Genomic DNA, 16161 nt, shown 5'->3' with positions numbered 1-16161 from the left:
GACTCACTGGGATCCGGCAACTCGCCCGCACCAGAGGATTTGATGGATCAACAAACACTCGCGGTGGCGTTCTGGTTCGTGCTCGCTGCCGCGCTCGTCGCCGTGGTGCTGCTGGTCCGCCAGCACCGTGTGGTCCGTGAACTGCGCTCCCGCTGCGCAGCGGCGGAAGCCGGGCTGCAGATGAGAGCCGAGGAGGAAAACCATTTGGTCGCCACCCGGCTGCCCGCGTTGGCCGAGGCTGTGAACCACCGGCCGGTGGAAGTACCCGGGCCGAGGCACGCCGAGCTGGCCGAGACACACGCTCGCGTGCTCGACCTGTTCACCGAGTCGGTGCAGGACGCCACTGCGCGGGGTGTGCAGGCTGCCAAGGCGACGGTCAAGTCGATGATGCGGACGGTGCAGAGCCTCGCCAACGAGCAGCAGGTGACGATCTCGTCGATGCAGCAGCGGCACGACGATCCCGACGTGCTCGCCGACCTGATGCGCATCGACCACATGAACTCCCAGCTGGGACGGCGCGCGCAGGCGACGGCTGTGCTGTGTGGATCGTGGCCGGGGCAGCAGCGTTCGGCGTCCGCGCTGACCGACGTGGTGCGTGGTGCCACTTCCCGAATCCGGGACTATCTGCGGGTCAGCGTCCCAGCTGAGGTTGACGTCGCTGTCATCAGCCGTGCGGTCGAACCCGTTGTGCTGGCAGTGGCCGAGCTGCTCGACAACGGCGCCCGGCACTCACAGCCCAACACGATGGTCGAGGTCAACTTCCAGCAGGCGCACAACGGCATGGTCATCATGATTGACGACGCCGGCGTCGGTATGACCGTCGAAGAACTTCAGCGCGCGGAACGGCTGTTGACTGGTGACGGTGGCAGCGACATCAACCGGCTCGGTGACCCGCCGCAGATCGGCTTCGCGGTCATCGGCGTGCTGGCCAAGCGGTATGGCTTCCGTGTCTCGGTGGACACGCGCTCGCCATATGGCGGCGTACGCGCGGTTGTCTTCCTGCCGACGGAGTTGCTCACCCGCGTCACCAAGCCTCAGATGCCGAACGTAGCGGTCACGCCGGAAGCGGCGCCATCAGTGGACACGGGCGAAACGGACCGTACGCCGAGCGGTCTGCCACGGCGACAACGCCGTGAACGGGCCACCGGGGAACGCAGCACGCCTGCGCCCACCACCAAGGCCGTGCAGTCCAACGAGCGGACCGCCAAGGGCCTCGCGGCATGGCAGCGTGGCACCCGCTCCGGCCGCGATATTTCCCCGCCCGTGGTTGAAGGGAACCCCCAGACATGAACAAGTTGGGCTGGATGCTCGACAACGCCATGACGATGCCGGAGACACGGCACGCGATCCTGCTGTCCGCCGACGGGCTGCTGATGGCGCACTCCAAGGACATCAGCCGCGACGACGCGGAACGGCACGCCGCGGCCATGTCCGGGCTGCAGGCGCTGGCTCGCAACACCGCCGAGTTCTGCGGTCAGACACCCGACGGATGGCAGCAGACGGTCAACGAGTTCCCCGGCGGTTACGTGTTCCTCGTCGCCGCCGGTCCGGGTGCGTACCTCGCGGTGTCGGCGACAGACCGGGTCGACATGGAGGCGGTTTCCTTCCGGCTGCAGGAACTCGTGCAGCGACTCGGCAAGGAACTGACCAGTCCGCCGCGACAGGACGCCGGTAGCCGGGTATGACGGACCCCCGGCGGGAACGTGCACTGGTGCGGCCGCACGTGGTGACCGGCGGCCGTGCCCACCCCAGCCGCAATACGTTCGACGTGGTCACCGTCGTGATGGCGACGCGCGAGAACGTGGCTGGGCTGTCGCCGGAGAAACGCCGATTGATGGAGCTCTGCCGTGGCGGTGCGCTGTCGGTCGCCGAGGTGGCGGCGCACCTGTCGTTGCCGATCAGCGTCACCAAGGTCCTGCTGTCGGATCTCGTCGACAGCGGCCACATCGTCACGCACGCCGCTGTTCCGTACACCACCCGCCCGGACATCAAGCTGCTGAAGGACGTACTAGATGGGCTCCGCGCTCGCCTCTGACGGCGTGTATCTGCCTGACACGGTGCGGACGGCGGTGAAACTGCTGATCGTCGGGCACTTCGCGGTCGGCAAGACCACGTTCGTCGGCACGCTCTCGGAAATCCGCCCGCTGCGCACCGAGGAGACGATGACGCAGGCGGGCGCCTCCGTCGACGACCTTTCGGGAGTCAACGGCAAGAGCACCACCACAGTCGCGCTCGACTTCGGCCGGCTGACGCTCAGCGACGACCTCGTGTTGTACCTGTTCGGCGCACCCGGTCAGCAGCGGTTCACCCAGATCTGGAAGGACATCGCGTACGGCGCACTCGGCGCACTCGTGCTGGCCGACACCCGCCGCCTGGAGAACTCCTTCGAGGTAATGGGCCTGCTGGAGGAACTCGGCGTTCCCTACGCGGTCGCTGTCAACGAATTCGACGGCGCGCCAACATTTCCCACTGAGGAACTGCGCGACGCACTGGATCTGCTCGACGAGACACCGCTGGTGTTCTGCGACGCTCGCGACGCCGGCTCGTCCACCCAGGCGCTCATCGCCCTGGTCGACTATCTGCTCACCCGCACCCAGGAGACTGTGTGACTTCGAAAGCCGCGCCAGGACAGGCATGTCCGGTGCAACACGGCCGGATGCCCTTGTACGGTCCGGAATTCGCCGCCGATCCGGTTGCCACCTATCAGGCGCTGCGGCAGTACGGCCCGGTCGCGCCAGTTGAGCTGGCGCCGGGCGTGTCGGCCAACCTGGTCGTGGGATACGACGCGGCGCTGGAGGTCCTCCGCAATCCCAACACATTCCCGCGTAATCCGGTGCAATGGCAGGAGAAGATGCCGCCGGACTGCCCGGTGCTGCCGATGATGATGTACCGGCCGAACGCCCTGTTCGCCGACGGCGCGGCGCATGCCCGCTACCGGGCGGCGGTCACCGATTCACTGGCCAGAGTGGACTTGAGCGCGCTGCGGGCGCAAGTGGAGTTCACCGCGGACCTGCTGATCGGCCGGTTCGGCCCACGCGGCGAGGCCAATCTGCTGGCTGAGTACGCGATGCTCGTGCCGCTGATGATGTTCAACCACCTGTACGGCTGCCCGCCGGAACTGGGTGAACGGATGGTCGCGGGCATGCGCGGCATCTTCGACATGATCGACCCGGAGAAAGCCAATGCCGAGCTGACCCAGGCGATGCTTGAACTCATCGAGCTCAAGCGGCGGCAGCCAGGACAGGATGTGCCGTCGTGGATGATGGCCCACCCAGCGCAGCTGTCCGACGAGGAAGTGCTGCACCACTTGATATTGCTGATGGGGGCGGGCACCGAGCCGGAGCAGAACCTGATCGCCAACGGGATCCGCCTGCTGCTGTCGGACGAGCGGTTCGCCGGTGACCTCTCCGGCGGCAGCCTGCCGGTCGAGGAGGCGCTCGACGAAGTGCTCTGGACAGACCCGCCGATGGCCAACTATTCGGCGAGCTATCCCGTCGAGGACACCGACTTCGCCGGTGTACGACTGCCCGCAGCCGAACCCGTGGTGATCAGTTTCGCCGGCGCGAACAACGATCCTGTGCTGGCCAACCAGCAGCGCTCCGGCAACCGCGCACACTTGGCGTGGAGCGCCGGCCCGCATTCCTGCCCGGCGCAACAACAAGCCCGGCTGATGGCGTCGGTCGCCATCGAGAAACTCCTGGACGGCCTGCCTGACATGCGGCTGGCCGTCGCCGTGGACGAACTGGTCTGGCGGCCAGGTCCCTTCCACCGTGCGCTGACCGCGCTCCCCGTGCGTTTCACCCCGGTAAATGTGCCCGTCCAACCCGACGAGACGCCTGGAGAAACACCATGGACCGCAACTCCCGCCCCTTCGTCCTCGACCCGACAGGCAGAGACATCCACGCCGAAGCAGCCAAGCTCGCCGAGCACGGCCCGGCGACGCTGGTGGAGCTTCCTGGCGAAGTGGTGGCGTGGTCGGTAAACCGCCAGGAGACGCTGCGGCGGTTGTTGAGCGACTCGCGTGTGTCGAAGAACCCGCGGATGCACTGGCCGCGGTACGTCAACGGGGAGATCGCCGAGGACTGGCCGCTGCACCTGTGGGTCTCGGTGCAGAACATGTTCACCGCGTACGGCACAGATCATCGACGGCTGCGTTCGTTGGTGTCCAAGGCTTTCACCCCCCGCCGAGTGTCCGGGATGCGGCCGTGGATCGAACAGATCACCGCGAGCCTGCTGGACACTTTGGACTCATCCGAGCAACCAGTCGACCTGCGGGAAGGCTACGCGTACCCGGTCCCGATCGAAGTGATCTGCCAGCTGTTCGGCGTGCACGACTCGGTGCGGGCAGATCTGCGCCGGGTGGTGGACGGTGTGTTCGACACCACCGCAACGCCTGAGGACGCGATGGCGAACGTCGAGGCGATGTACCAGATCATGCACGAGCTCGTCGCGGCGAAAAAGCAGACCCCGGGTGACGACCTCACCAGTGGGCTGATCTCGGTGCGCGAGGAGGACGGGTCGCACCTCACGGAAGCCGAACTCGTCGACACGCTGATCCTGCTGATCTCGGCAGGGCATGAGACGACCGTGAACCTGCTCGACCAGGCGATCACAGCGCTGCTGACCCACCCGGACCAGCTGGAACTGGTGCGCGCGGGCACAAGGTCATGGGGTGACGTGATCGAGGAAACCCTGCGCTGGCAGGCACCGGTGGCGTATCTGCCGTTGCGGTACGCGATAGAGGACATCGAGCTCGACAACGACGTGACCATCAAGAAGGGCGATGCGATCTTGGCGGCGTACGCATCAGCAGGCCGAGATCGCTCGATGTACGGCGATACAGCGGATGCGTTCGACATCACCAGGGAGGAGAAGACGCACCTCGCCTTCGGCCATGGCGTGCACTACTGCTTGGGAGCACCGTTGGCGCGGTTGGAGGCCGAGATTGCGTTGCCTGCCCTGTTTGACCGGTTCCCGAATATCAAGCTGGCCGCAGCACCCGACGAGCTAGAGCCCAGCCAGTCGTTCATCTCCAACGGTCACGTAGCGCTGCCGGTCATGCTGCACTGATCACACCCGAAGCCGACCGCACCGCACAGGCGTGCCTCGTTGCAGCGAATCCTGGAAATAAGTCGGCAACGGTCTACATAAAGTCGAACCCCCAGGCCGATGACCTGGGGGTTCGACGCGCTCCATACTGGACACATGTCAACCGTTTGCTAACCCCGTTGTCCCGCAAAGGAATTGCCACTCGGCACCTCTGATGATATCTCACCGATTCGCAGCATTCTATGTGGGTGCGGCTTTGATCTTGCTTCCCTGCACGCTAACGAGTCGACCTAGCGGTCCGACGTAGACACTACGAGCGGACGGCACGCGGTCCTGCTGAGCATCACAGCTCTCACTGTAGGTGCACTATCCGCATGCTCGGGTGAATCACGCGGAGCCGTCTCATACACCACTCTGGGGATACCACTATTGTCCAGAGTGGACGATGTGAGCCACCGGTGTTTCGGCAGAGACGCTATGCCCGTGCGGCCGTGCGGTGGACACCGAATAGCCCAGGAGTAAGGGACGGGTCTGCCCGGGCATCTCGTCTTGACGAGCGCCATCCGTCACGTCACAAGGATGGATCACCGGCTCGTGCGTGCCTTCACCGCTATACGCGTTATTCGTCTGCTTCGCACTAAGAAGGACGGATCCATCTCACCGGACACGGTCGAGAAGGTGCTGCGGGCGCTGCCGGCCGACTCCGAGCCACCGCCGGAGGAACGGAAACCCGAACAGGGCACCGACGCGAATGGATCATCTCCGCCAACATCAAGTCCACCAAATAGTGATCCACCGCCGTAGCTGGAGCATAGACCCGATAAACATCTGGGGTCATGACAGTGGTAATGCTCGATCTGCTGAACGCGGGAAGTAACGTACCTGCCTTGACGAGCTAACAGTTGGGCAACGCGAAGCACAAAGCGAAACATCCTCCCTCCTGCGTGCGATGCGAAGGCACATCAGCAGGGCGCCCAGGCCCGATGAGCGGGTACAACCGACGCAAGGAGGACATGTGAGCGGTTCCGACATTGACACTAAGACCACGAAGGCTGAGGCAACCAAGTCGTCGACGCTTACTCGCAAGCAAAAGCGGTGGCGCAAGAGGCTGCCATGGTCGGACACTGTCACAGAGGCTTTTCCTACCTACGCTGAGGTGATGGATCGAGCGGTGCGGACCGCTCAGCACCGATACAGCAAATTCGGCTGGTGGCACATGGCGTGGTTTCGCATCGGCGGCATCTTGGAAATTGTGCTGAGCGTGAGCTTCCCATTTGTCTACACGGCCCTACGGAGTGCCGATGGTGGTTGGCAAGACACAGTGATTACCGGCATTAGCGTAGCTATCGCGGTAGTGGGCGGCATCCGCGGCTTCTACGGCTGGAATGAAAATTGGCACTTGTACAAGACTCAGGAACTGGCTTTGACCGGCATCATCCAGCGCTGGGAACTGGAACTTATGGCCTTGGCGGCCCAGCCCAAGGAGAACGTTTCCAAGACCCATAAGGCCACGAAGCATGCCCTTGAGCAAGTTGCCATCGCCCTTGAGCACGAGCAAGATGCCTTCTTTGGATCGGTTCGCTTGCCAGATGAGCTCATCCAGCGCAACGGCTCTCCACGCGCTGGAGTCCCCAGTTCGCCGCAGGAATAGTGGGCCCGCGAATGAATCTTACGAGTAAAGCCTTGGCAGAATACTCCCGCGATATCGCGCTAGTCGCTCAGCTTGCCCCAGACGACAGAATTACCCACATGGCAAATTTATTCGTAATCACGATGACGAAGGTTAAAATCGGACTCTTGACAGAGAGGTACACGTCATGGTCGTCGTCGAACCAGTAGTTACGAAAGAGAAGCTGCTGGAGCTCCTGGTCGAACGCTGCGAACTGTCCTGTTTGGACTATAAGCGGCAGTTCAATTTGGGTAGGGGAAACACCCAGGACATCGTCGACCTTGCCAAACACATCGCCGCCATGCAGAGTGAGCCGAACGGCGGATACATCGTAGTGGGGGCCGATGACCACGGCAATGTAGTCCCGGATCTGAGTCGAGACCTCGCTCGCCACTTTGATGACGCCACCCTGCGGCCCAAGCTGGCCAAGTATCTCTCTGAGCCAGAGATCCGCGTCGCTCGGCACGACATCGACAGCTCCATCGTTGCGCTGATCTACGTCGCCCCCAGTGACGTCGGCTGGTGCATCTTCAAAGCCAACGGTGAGTACGAGGTGGACACCAACGGCAAGCGCCGCAAAGAGGTTATCTTCCGCGTCGGCGACGTGTTCGTCCGCCATGGCACCCGCAGCGAACGGTGGACGGACGCGGATCGAGAACGGTTGGTTAGCCAGATTGTGGCCAGGCGGAAGGAAGCATGGCTCGTCGAGATGCGAACGGAACTGCAGGCGATCATGACCACGGCCAAGACGGTTCAGGACATCGAGGCGCTGCCAGCTGCGGCACTGACCTGGCGCCTAGACGCCGGCGCCTTCGCCGAGGTCAGCACCGAGCTGATTCGCCGCGGGGATGACATCCCGCTACGCCGGCTGCTGAACACAGCTGTCGGAGAAGCCGCTGAGCTGTTGGGTAGGGACCAGGAAGAACTCCGGCGCTTGCTGGACCGCTTGACGACAATCGCGGCACTGGCCATCCAATACGAGCGGCAAGATTGGCTTAAACGCGTGGTAGATGTCTTGGTCCGCACCTACAAGCGTGGCTTCGACAAGCCTGGCTATAACGCCGCGGGAACGGCGTCGGTGTGGCTCTGGCTTGACATCGTGACGAGAGTCTACGGCTTGGGGGCTTTGGCCGTGCGGCTCGAGCGATGGGGAGCGGTTCGGCTCCTGGCCGACCGCCGACCAAACGTTGGCGCCTTTGACGAGTACGGCAGTTGGCTTCGGCACGCACTCACTGAAGCCGCACGAGCCAGGATCTTCGAGACCGAAGAGAAGGCCGGGCTGCTAGCCCGAGCCCATAACATCGTGCGCAGCAACGACGCCCTGCACCTAGGCGAGTTCGCCGATGATGATGCGATCTTGAACAGCCTCTGCCAGTTCGATGTGTATGGCTGCGTCATAGTGATCGGCGGGCGCAGAAGCCTGGACAGCGGCAACTACTACCCCAACTTCGCGCGCTACTACACGCCTCGCAGCCAGCCAGCGTTTATCGCCGTTGTGACAGAACAGGACGTGCGGAATCTGCTGTTCGACGGGACTGATCAGCTGCTGGCCGACGCCATCGTCAGGCTTGATGAAACAGCTGCCAGGGAAGGGCTGAGGTACCAAGGCTGGACTGGCCTCACGGACCAACGTGTCCTCAAGTTCGTGGAACGACATCAGACCCAGTCCAAGTAAGGAAGACCCTCATCCCGAAGCGGAGACCGGCGACGACCAAGACACATGGACGTAGTGTCAGCGACAGGAAGTCCGTCAACGTGAAGGACAGCACGCACCCAGTCATCTCGCCGCCGCCCTGCTGCTGATATCGATCGCGCCGTCTGCACGAATGAGGGAGCCCCGATCCGGATCGCCCAGCTCGATCCTCGAAACCCGGCCAAACCTGGCAATGGCCAGCACAAGACCCGCGCGATGCGTGGCGTAGGTGTGAAAGCCATCCTGGTCGCCCGCACACCGTGAACCATCCGTCGACAAAGGTTGATCGACCGCCCTCGTAGGTCCCACGTCCACGAACCCAGACAACTTTCGGTACACGCAGTGGTCTGAGTGCCAGTTGGACAGACATCATGACCTACATGCAGCGAAAACTACAGAACGTTATCCCTTAACACCCAGTCGACCATGCACTGCTCAAGGGACGCTATAGGGAAACGATCTTGCAGGACGGCCTGAAATAGACAAACCACAGGTCGGTGACCTGCGGTTTGTCTGGCGCACCCGAAGGGATTCGAACCCCTAACCTTCTGATCCGTAGTCAGATGCTCTATCCGTTGAGCTACGGGTGCTTGTTCAGTTGTCGCTCAGCCGGAGCCGAACGTCCTGCGGAGGCTCCGGGATTTGAACCCGGGAGGGGTGTTATCCCCAACCGCATTAGCAGTGCGGCGCCATAGACCAGACTAGGCGAAGCCTCCCGGGGCCCTCGGCCGCTTCGGAGAGAAGAGTACTACAGGGCCCTGGGAAGGCTGAAAAGCGGCCCCCTCATTCGCCGCCGGCGGCCAGTGTGACGAAGGGGTCCAGTGCGTCCGGGTTGGCCAGGGCGTCCCTGCTCACGGCCTTGTCGGGGGCTACGCCTGCCAGGATTTTCTTGACCGGGACCTCGCATTTCTTGCCGTTCAGCGTCCTGGGGATCGCGTCGACCTCGATGAACCGGTTGGGCACGTGGCGGGGTGACAGCGCTGTCCGCAGTTCGGCTCGCAGGCGGGGTTCGACCACGGCCAACGACGCGCCTGGGGTCAGGACCAGGAAGCAGAGGAGTTCTCCTTCTGGCTGTCCCACTCCCGTGGTGTCGATCACAAGACTGTCCGCGACCTCTGGGAAGCCTTCGACAACTCGGTAGAACTCGCTTGTTCCCATTCGGACTCCGCCCCGGTTCAGGGTCGAGTCACTTCGGCCGTAGATCACCGCTGAGCCGCGGGGTGTGATCCTTATCCAATCTCCGTGCCGCCAGATGCCTGGGTACTGCTCGAAGTAGGACGCCTTCAGGCGTTCCCCGGAGGGATCGTTCCAGAAGGACACCGGCATCGAGGGCATCGGCTCCGTGATCACGAGTTCGCCCACTTCGTCGATCACTTCTTTGCCGTCGTCGTCAAAGGCCGCGACCGCTGCTCCGAGTGCGCGGCAGGACAGTTCACCCATCCAGACTGGGACTTCGGGCGCCGCGGCCACGAATGCCGTGCACAGGTCCGTCCCCCCGGAGACCGAGCAGATCTGGACGTCTCGTCCGACCTCGTCGGCCAGCCAGCGGAAGCCTTCGGGCGCCAGCGGGGCCCCGGTCGACCCGATCGCACGCAGGGCCGTCAGGTCGAATTGGGCTGCCGGTTTGATGCCTTTCTTCAGGCAGGACTGGATGAAGGGCGCCGAGGTGCCGAAATACGTCACCCTGTGCTGCTCCGCGAGCCGCCACAACGCCGTCAGGTCCGGGTAGCCCGGGTTTCCGTCGAACAGCACCACTGTGCAGCCGACCATCAGGCCGGAGATCAGGAAGTTCCACATCATCCAGCCGGTGGTGGTGAACCAGAAGAACCGCTCCCCTGGCCCCAGGTCGCTGTGCAGCGCCAGCATCTTCAGGTGCTCGACCACGATCCCGCCGTGGCCCTGCACGATCCCCTTCGGCAGGCCTGTGGTGCCCGACGAGTAGAGCACCCACAGCGGGTGGTCGAACGGCACCGCGTCGAATGCCAGCTCTCCCGACGCGTCCAGCAGCGAGTTCCAGGACACGGTGTCCGGCAGGGTTGCGCCGTTGTCGAGGTAGTCGATCAGCACGGTCGCGCGGAGGCTGGGGATCTCGGCGCGCAACGTGTCCACGGTCGGCCGGGTGTCGAAGGACCGTCCACCGTAGACATAGCCGTTCACCGCGATGAACACCGTCGGTTCGATCTGGGTGAACCTGTCCGCGATGGCGCGCGGGCCGAAGTCCGGCGAACAGGACGACCAGATCGCGCCGAGGCTCGCCGCCGCGAGGAACGCCACCAGGGTCTCTGGGCAGTTCGGTGCCAGCGCGACCACCCGGTCCCCGCGTTTGACGCCGAGGGACGCCAGCGAGGCGCGGACAGCGGCGACCTTGGCCCGCAACTGGCCGTACGTCAGCTGCGACGACTTCCCGTCCTCGCGGTGGAAAACCACTGCCAGGTCGTCCGCGGGCTGACCGGTCAGCGCCTGCTCGGCGTAGTTCAGCGTCGCGCCCGGGAACCACTCCGCGCCGGGCATCGAGGTCGAGCCAAGCACCGCGGTCGGCGGCGAGTGGAAGATCACTCCGAGGAACTCGGCCAGCGCACCCCAGAAACCCGTCAGGTCCGTGGTCGACCAGCGCCACAGGGCGTCGTAGTCGGGCAGGTCGAGATCACGGTTGGCACGCAACCAGGCACGGAACTCCGCCAACCGGGTCTCGGCGGCGGGGTCGGGCTGCCACAGCAACTCTGGAGTGGTCATGCCCCGTTCTTAGCTCATGGCCGATGCGGAAACCACCATCTCGTCAGCCATAGCACCCAGTCGATACGGGTCGACAGGTGTGACGCTCACCCACCCCGCCACCGCACGCAGCGCGTACCGGCCGTCTGGAGTGTCCACCCAGGACATATGGGCTCGGTCACGTCCATGGCTCACGCCGAGTCGGCCACCCCCGAGCCGGGTGGTCAGTGCCCGCGCGACCATGCTGGCGTCCGTCTGCCGGATACCCGCGTCGGTCAGCGTTCTGATGAAGCCGGATAGCCCGTCGTACGCGCCCTCAGCGCACGCCATCTCGTAGTCAGCCACACGGATGTTGGTCGGCGAGCCGGGACCGGCCTGGAGCGGGATTACGGCGTCCAACAGCGCAATGACGACGCGGTCCACGAGTCCGACACGAACCTCGTCGCCTACCCGCGCAGCCACGGCACGGCCTCGTGAGCTGGACGCACCGATCGCGGCCAACGAGGAGTCCTGGCCGTCGACGGTCAGATCCACGAGCGTCTGGTGCTCGGCCAGCAGTCGCAGTACGCCGACGACGTCACGGGCAGGGGCGTGGACTGTGCCCAGGTCACGGGACTGAAGCGTCAACGAGGCCTCGTCCATCAGCGCCTTGCGGGTCCGGGTTGTCCGGCCGATCGCGGGGATGCCAAGCGCGAGCGGGATCGGGCCGAGCTCAAGGGCGGTCCAGAGCAGCACGAACTCGGCCGCGGACAGCTGGATCCACCCGGAATGCGGGTCACGCACCGCCGTTTTCCTCCCCGATCACCGGTGGCGCGAGCCGGTCCGCGATCCGGAACAGCTCCGGGTCGCCTTCCAGGTACTTGGGCGCCTTGCGCTCCTGGTCCTCCTCCTTCGAACCGCCACCAGCCATGCCCATCGGCGACATGCTCATCCCGCCACCACCGGAAGACACCGCGGGCGCCACGCGTGGAGCGGGCCGGGACTCCTCGACAGGCAGCGGCACAGCGGCACCCCCAGGCGCGGCCGGAGGACGAGCCGCTGGCGGAGGAGGCTGCACAGGCGCAACCGGGGACGCAGGACCGCTACCTCCGGCGACAACGGGACCGCGAGTTGGCGGCGGCGGTACCGCAACCGGAGGCACAGGTTGAGGCTGAGGCGGTTGCGGCGGCTGAGGCGGCGGCGCAGGCGGAACGGACTCAGGAAGCCGGTATATGCCACGGGTGTCCGGCGGCGCGAACTGCGGAACGGTCCCGTAGACCTCTTGCGACGCGGTCTGGAACTGCTGCATCACCTGCGCGGCTTCTTGGTGCGCGGCGTGCTGCGTATGGGTGGGGCCGTGCGGGTCCTTGACGATGTCCACGGCGGACTCGAAGGCCGCGCTCATCGGCGACGTGGCGTTGGCCGGGATCGGGATGGCGGGCCGGAACGTCGCCACCGGCTCAGGCATGGTGCGGCGTGCGTTCTCGGCGTTGCTCGCCTCCTGAGCCACCAGCGCCGAGACGTCCCTGGCGGTGACACCGGCATCGGTGGACCACGCGGAGAGCGCGGCCAAGCTGCCGCGTGCCTGGTCGGCTGCGGCGCCCTGCCAGGCTTCCAGCGAGGCCGCAAGCGCTTTCGCGAGCTCGTCGCCGATCTCCTGCATCGCCGTGCCGAGCATCGCCCACTTCGCGGCGACCGCGTTCGCCCCCGAGACGTCGATGCCCTGGTGCACCATCTCGTAGAGCTGCTCGTGGGTGAAGGTCATCCAGTCGACGTTGTCGTAGAGCGCGTCCTCGCCGGGCGTCGGCTGCGGCTCCGGCTTGGGCCACGGAAGCGGCGCGCGGACCGTCATCGCGCCTCCAACCCGAAGGGCGACATGAAGGTCTGCATCTTCTTGGCGGCCTCGTCGTCGGCCACCATGTACCGGCCGGACGCCACCTGGATGAGCGACTGCAGATCCCCCAGCACCTTGCCGAACGAGCTCAGCACCGGCGTGACCGACGCGTTGCCCCCGGAAACCGTGTCCTGCAACCGGTTGGCGACGGTCTTGCCGACGAAGTTCGCGCCGAACTTCAGCGGCTGGTCCAGCTCAGCGCACTCGGTGACCAGGTCGTCGACCCGCGCCCGCAGCTGGGCGATCGTGTTGAGCAGCGCGGTCGCCGCGGCCGGATCCAGCGTCAGCCCTTCGACTTCCGCTTTCCGCTTGGTTTCCTCGACCTGGCCCGCAACGGGTGCGAGTCCGGCCGCAGGCGCCGAAAAACCACCTACCGGCTTTGGTGTCTGGGGCATGCCCGGCACGATACCTACGAAAGGCCTACCTCAGGTGCGCATCGAACCAGTTGAGCGTGCGGTGCCACGCTTCCGTCGCAGCAGCGGGATCCGCGTCGAAACGGTGCCCTGCCGCGGGATAGCGCACGACATTCGTGGCCACGCCCGCACCGACCGCCGCATCCCGTAGCTTTTCCACTTCGGTGGAATGGATTACGTCGTCTTGGTCGCCGTAGATGCCCAGCCACGGGCACTTCAGGTCACCGGCGATCTCGACCAGTGGCGGCAGGGCGGAGGAAATCGGCTCGATGATGCCACTCGCGCCGACGCTCACGGCCGCACCAATGGATCGCTTCGCCGCGACGACCATGGCCGCGGTCCCACCGAGGTCGAACCCGACCACACCCATCAGGTCGGCGGTGATCTTGCGCTCGGCGAGCACGGCGAACGCGATGTCGGTACTGGCCAGCACCGAGTCGCCGGAAAGCTGTCTGACCTGCTCTTCCTGCGGCAATGAGCCGTGGTAGAGATGCGGGGCGACGGCAAGCCACCCCTCCGCGGCGAGTGAGCTCACCAGCAGGCGCACTGTGTCGGTCACACCGCCGGCCTCATGCAGCACCACCAGGCCGCCCCGGACGACCTGTTCCGGCTCGGCGACGGTCAGCACCGCGGCGCGACCGTCCTTGAGCTGGAACTCCTCCGTGCGTGTCTCGGTCATGGCTCCACCCAATCACGTAGGGGTGAACATCAGTCAACGTGACCAAACAGACGAGGCAATCACGATAGACCGTCCAGCAAGAGGCCGGAAAACCGCATCCGAGTCCAAATGGTTGCGCGGCGCCCGCCCATGGAGAGTTACCGTTCGCGTGTGGCTGAACCTGATATGACGACCGTCCGCCCCAGTAACGTCCAGCCGAGGGCTGACCTGGCGACTCTGCCGTCGTACGTTCCCGGCCGGTCGATTCCCGGTGCGATCAAGCTGGCCAGCAACGAGGTCCCGGCGGGGCCACTGCCCAGTGTGGCGAAGGCGATCGCGGAGGCGGCCCTGCAGGTCCACCGTTACCCGGACACCGGCGCGGGCGAGCTCACCGCGCGGCTGGCCGCGAAGCTCGGCGTGCCCGAGGCGCAGATCGCCATCGGCTGCGGCTCGGTGAGCCTGTGCCAGCAGCTGATCCAGGCGACGTGCACCGAACGCGACGAGGTGGTGTTCGGCTGGCGCTCGTTCGAGGCGTACCCGATCGTCACGCACGTCGTCGGCGCCAAGCAGGTCCGCGTGCCGTTGACCAGCGACCACGCGCTCGACCTCGACGCGATGCTCGCCGCCATCACCCCGCAGACACGGCTGGTGTTCGTGTGCTCGCCGAACAATCCAACTGGAACGCTCGTGCGTAAGGCCGAGCTGGACCGGTTCCTGGCCGCGGTGCCGTCCAATGTGCTCATTGTGCTGGACGAGGCCTACTTCGAGTTCGTCACGGACCCTGACGCCCCCGACGGCATCGACCACGTGCGCGAGCGCGACAACATCGCTGTGCTGCGGACGTTCTCCAAGGCGTACGGTCTTGCCGGGCTGCGCGTCGGGTACTGCGTGGCCTCCAAGGAGATCGCCGCCGCTGTGCGCAAGGTCTGCCTGCCGTTCAGCGTCAACCACCTGGCTCAGGCCGCCGCGATCGCCTCGCTGGACGCGGAAGAGGAGCTGTTCGAGCGCGTCCACGAGATCAAGGGCGAGCGGGTCCGGGTGCGGGACGAATTGATCGCCGCGGGCTACGACGTGCCGGAGACGCAGGCGAACTTCGTGTGGCTACCGCTCGGTGAGCACACAGCCGCGTTCAACGAGCACTGTCTTGAGCACAAGGTCGTGGTGCGTGCGTTCGTCGGCGACGGCGCGCGGGTGACGATCGGCACACCCGAGGAGAACGACATCTTCCTGGCCGCGGCGAAGTCGTTCAGTCGATAACGAGCAGTACCACGGCGACCAGTCCGACTGCGACAATGAGCCCGCGCAGCACTGCCGGCGGCAGTCTCCGGCCGATCTTGGCCCCGAGGATGCCGCCGGCTGTCGAGCCGGCGGCGATCAGCAGCACGATCCACCAGTCGACGTCCGCGATCGCCACGAACACCAGGCCTGCGACCAGGTTCACGCCAGCTGTCAGCACGTTCTTGAGCGCGTTGAGCCGTTGCAGCCGCTCGTCCATCAGGATGCCGAGCATGCCGACGAGCAGAACACCTTGCGCGGCACCGAAATAGCCGCCGTACACGCCTGTGCCGTACGCCGCCGCGATCGCGCTGGCGCCGCCGTGCTCGTGGCGTTCCATCGAAGCGAGTTTGCGTGACAACCACGGCTGCGCCACGACAAGTATCAATGCGATCACAATCAGCACCGGCACGACCGCTTCGAACACGTCCGGCGACAACACAAGCAGCAGCACGGCGCCCGTGACGCCGCCGAGCAAGGACGCCCCTCCCAGCCGCAGCAAGCGTTTGCGCTGGCCGATCAGTTCACGGCGGTAGCCGATCGCGCCCGCGACACCGCCCGGCACCAGGCCGATGCTGTTGGACGCGTTGGCCACCACCGGCGGGTAACCGAGCGCGAGCAGCACCGGGAACGTGATCAACGTGCCGGAGCCGACGACCGTGTTGATCGCTCCGGCGCACACGCCAGCCAGTGCGATCAGTGTCGCCTCGAGAGGAGTCATCCGGGCGATCGTGACACGTGACTAGGACGTTCGAGTGGCCGAGGTCGTGCAGATCACCGAAGATGTCCGCATACCTGCACGGAGAGTGACCATCGGGA

General features: G+C 65.2%; 15 protein-coding genes and 2 tRNA genes. 9 read left to right on the top strand and 8 right to left on the bottom strand.

All coding sequences use genetic code 11. The annotated features are described in order from the left end of the window. Positions 1-42: 42 nt before the first annotated feature. The 8 genes from B9C43_RS17245 (at position 43) to B9C43_RS17210 (ending at position 8393) form a co-directional block, all read left to right on the top strand. Complete coding sequence (locus B9C43_RS17245; RefSeq protein ID WP_084427509.1) at positions 43-1290, top strand: ATP-binding protein; 1248 nt, start codon at positions 43-45, stop codon at positions 1288-1290. Further along, positions 1287-1685, top strand: a complete 399-nt coding sequence (locus tag B9C43_RS17240; protein ID WP_033386008.1) for a roadblock/LC7 domain-containing protein — start codon at positions 1287-1289, stop codon at positions 1683-1685. The genes B9C43_RS17245 and B9C43_RS17240 overlap by 4 nt, the downstream gene beginning before the upstream one ends. Beyond that, the gene (locus B9C43_RS17235) at positions 1682-2035 is read left to right on the top strand and encodes a DUF742 domain-containing protein (RefSeq protein WP_033386006.1); all 354 of its coding nucleotides are present in this window, start codon (positions 1682-1684) and stop codon (positions 2033-2035) included. The genes B9C43_RS17240 and B9C43_RS17235 overlap by 4 nt, the downstream gene beginning before the upstream one ends. Then, positions 2013-2609, top strand: coding sequence for a GTP-binding protein (locus B9C43_RS17230; protein WP_084427507.1), 597 nt, complete (start codon positions 2013-2015; stop codon positions 2607-2609). Before B9C43_RS17235 ends, B9C43_RS17230 begins: the two co-directional genes overlap by 23 nt. Further along, the gene (locus B9C43_RS58475; RefSeq protein WP_235038656.1) at positions 2606-3982 is read left to right on the top strand and encodes a cytochrome P450; all 1377 of its coding nucleotides are present in this window, start codon (positions 2606-2608) and stop codon (positions 3980-3982) included. The genes B9C43_RS17230 and B9C43_RS58475 overlap by 4 nt, the downstream gene beginning before the upstream one ends. Beyond that, positions 3964-5070 (top strand): cytochrome P450 family protein, encoded by a 1107-nt coding sequence (locus tag B9C43_RS17220; protein ID WP_084427505.1) that lies wholly within the window; start codon positions 3964-3966, stop codon positions 5068-5070. The genes B9C43_RS58475 and B9C43_RS17220 overlap by 19 nt, the downstream gene beginning before the upstream one ends. Positions 5071-6064: 994 nt before the next feature. After that, positions 6065-6700, top strand: a complete 636-nt coding sequence (locus B9C43_RS17215) for a DUF4231 domain-containing protein (protein ID WP_160096542.1) — start codon at positions 6065-6067, stop codon at positions 6698-6700. A gap of 166 nt (positions 6701-6866) precedes the next feature. Beyond that, positions 6867-8393, top strand: coding sequence for an AlbA family DNA-binding domain-containing protein (locus tag B9C43_RS17210; protein ID WP_084427501.1), 1527 nt, complete (start codon positions 6867-6869; stop codon positions 8391-8393). Positions 8394-8925: 532 nt separating this feature from the next. On the opposite strand, the gene B9C43_RS17200 is transcribed toward B9C43_RS17210, so the two are convergent. The 7 genes from B9C43_RS17200 to B9C43_RS17170 form a co-directional block, all read right to left on the bottom strand. Continuing rightward, positions 8926-9001 (bottom strand) — tRNA-Arg (locus B9C43_RS17200). 37 nt (positions 9002-9038) lie between these two features. Further along, positions 9039-9127, bottom strand: a tRNA-Ser gene (locus tag B9C43_RS17195). Between the two features lie 67 nt (positions 9128-9194). Further along, positions 9195-11144, bottom strand: coding sequence for an acetoacetate--CoA ligase (locus B9C43_RS17190; protein WP_084427497.1), 1950 nt, complete (start codon positions 11142-11144; stop codon positions 9195-9197). A 9-nt stretch (positions 11145-11153) separates the two neighbouring features. Continuing rightward, on the bottom strand, positions 11154-11906 hold the full coding sequence (locus B9C43_RS17185) for an ESX secretion-associated protein EspG (protein WP_084427495.1): 753 nt from the start codon (positions 11904-11906) through the stop codon (positions 11154-11156). Beyond that, positions 11899-12954 carry a hypothetical protein gene (locus B9C43_RS17180; RefSeq protein ID WP_084427494.1) on the bottom strand — a complete coding sequence of 352 codons (1056 nt, stop codon included), beginning with the start codon at positions 12952-12954 and terminating at the stop codon, positions 11899-11901. Before B9C43_RS17180 ends, B9C43_RS17185 begins: the two co-directional genes overlap by 8 nt. Continuing rightward, positions 12951-13391 (bottom strand): hypothetical protein, encoded by a 441-nt coding sequence (locus B9C43_RS17175; protein WP_033385988.1) that lies wholly within the window; start codon positions 13389-13391, stop codon positions 12951-12953. The genes B9C43_RS17180 and B9C43_RS17175 overlap by 4 nt, the downstream gene beginning before the upstream one ends. A gap of 25 nt (positions 13392-13416) precedes the next feature. Then, positions 13417-14088, bottom strand: a complete 672-nt coding sequence (locus tag B9C43_RS17170) for a dienelactone hydrolase family protein (RefSeq protein WP_033385985.1) — start codon at positions 14086-14088, stop codon at positions 13417-13419. Between the two features lie 165 nt (positions 14089-14253). On the opposite strand from B9C43_RS17170, the gene hisC reads away from it, so the two are divergent. After that, on the top strand, positions 14254-15324 hold the full coding sequence (gene hisC / locus B9C43_RS17165; protein ID WP_084427492.1) for a histidinol-phosphate transaminase: 1071 nt from the start codon (positions 14254-14256) through the stop codon (positions 15322-15324). Here the strand turns inward: hisC and B9C43_RS17160 are convergent. Beyond that, complete coding sequence (locus B9C43_RS17160; protein ID WP_084427490.1) at positions 15314-16063, bottom strand: sulfite exporter TauE/SafE family protein; 750 nt, start codon at positions 16061-16063, stop codon at positions 15314-15316. The two genes, hisC and B9C43_RS17160, sit on opposite strands and share 11 nt — an antisense overlap. Between the last annotated feature and the right edge of the window lie 98 nt (positions 16064-16161).

Origin of the sequence: Kibdelosporangium aridum (genome assembly GCF_900176515.1) — a bacterium.
GTDB lineage: Bacteria > Actinomycetota > Actinomycetes > Mycobacteriales > Pseudonocardiaceae > Kibdelosporangium > Kibdelosporangium aridum.
This window is presented reverse-complemented; position numbering and strand designations above follow the sequence as displayed.

Excerpts from the sequence above, each read along its gene's own strand:
- B9C43_RS17245 (WP_084427509.1), top strand. The coding sequence starts at position 43 with ATGGATCAACAAACACTCGCGGTGGCGTTCTGGTTCGTGCTCGCTGCC.
- B9C43_RS17240 (WP_033386008.1), top strand. The coding sequence starts at position 1,287 with ATGAACAAGTTGGGCTGGATGCTCGACAACGCCATGACGATGCCGGAG.
- B9C43_RS17235 (WP_033386006.1), top strand. The coding sequence starts at position 1,682 with ATGACGGACCCCCGGCGGGAACGTGCACTGGTGCGGCCGCACGTGGTG.
- B9C43_RS17230 (WP_084427507.1), top strand. The coding sequence starts at position 2,013 with ATGGGCTCCGCGCTCGCCTCTGACGGCGTGTATCTGCCTGACACGGTG.
- B9C43_RS17210 (WP_084427501.1), top strand. The coding sequence starts at position 6,867 with ATGGTCGTCGTCGAACCAGTAGTTACGAAAGAGAAGCTGCTGGAGCTC.
- B9C43_RS17190 (WP_084427497.1), bottom strand. The coding sequence starts at position 11,144 with ATGACCACTCCAGAGTTGCTGTGGCAGCCCGACCCCGCCGCCGAGACC.
- B9C43_RS17180 (WP_084427494.1), bottom strand. The coding sequence starts at position 12,954 with ATGACGGTCCGCGCGCCGCTTCCGTGGCCCAAGCCGGAGCCGCAGCCG.
- B9C43_RS17175 (WP_033385988.1), bottom strand. The coding sequence starts at position 13,391 with ATGCCCCAGACACCAAAGCCGGTAGGTGGTTTTTCGGCGCCTGCGGCC.
- B9C43_RS17170 (WP_033385985.1), bottom strand. The coding sequence starts at position 14,088 with ATGACCGAGACACGCACGGAGGAGTTCCAGCTCAAGGACGGTCGCGCC.
- hisC (WP_084427492.1), top strand. The coding sequence starts at position 14,254 with ATGACGACCGTCCGCCCCAGTAACGTCCAGCCGAGGGCTGACCTGGCG.
- B9C43_RS17160 (WP_084427490.1), bottom strand. The coding sequence starts at position 16,063 with ATGACTCCTCTCGAGGCGACACTGATCGCACTGGCTGGCGTGTGCGCC.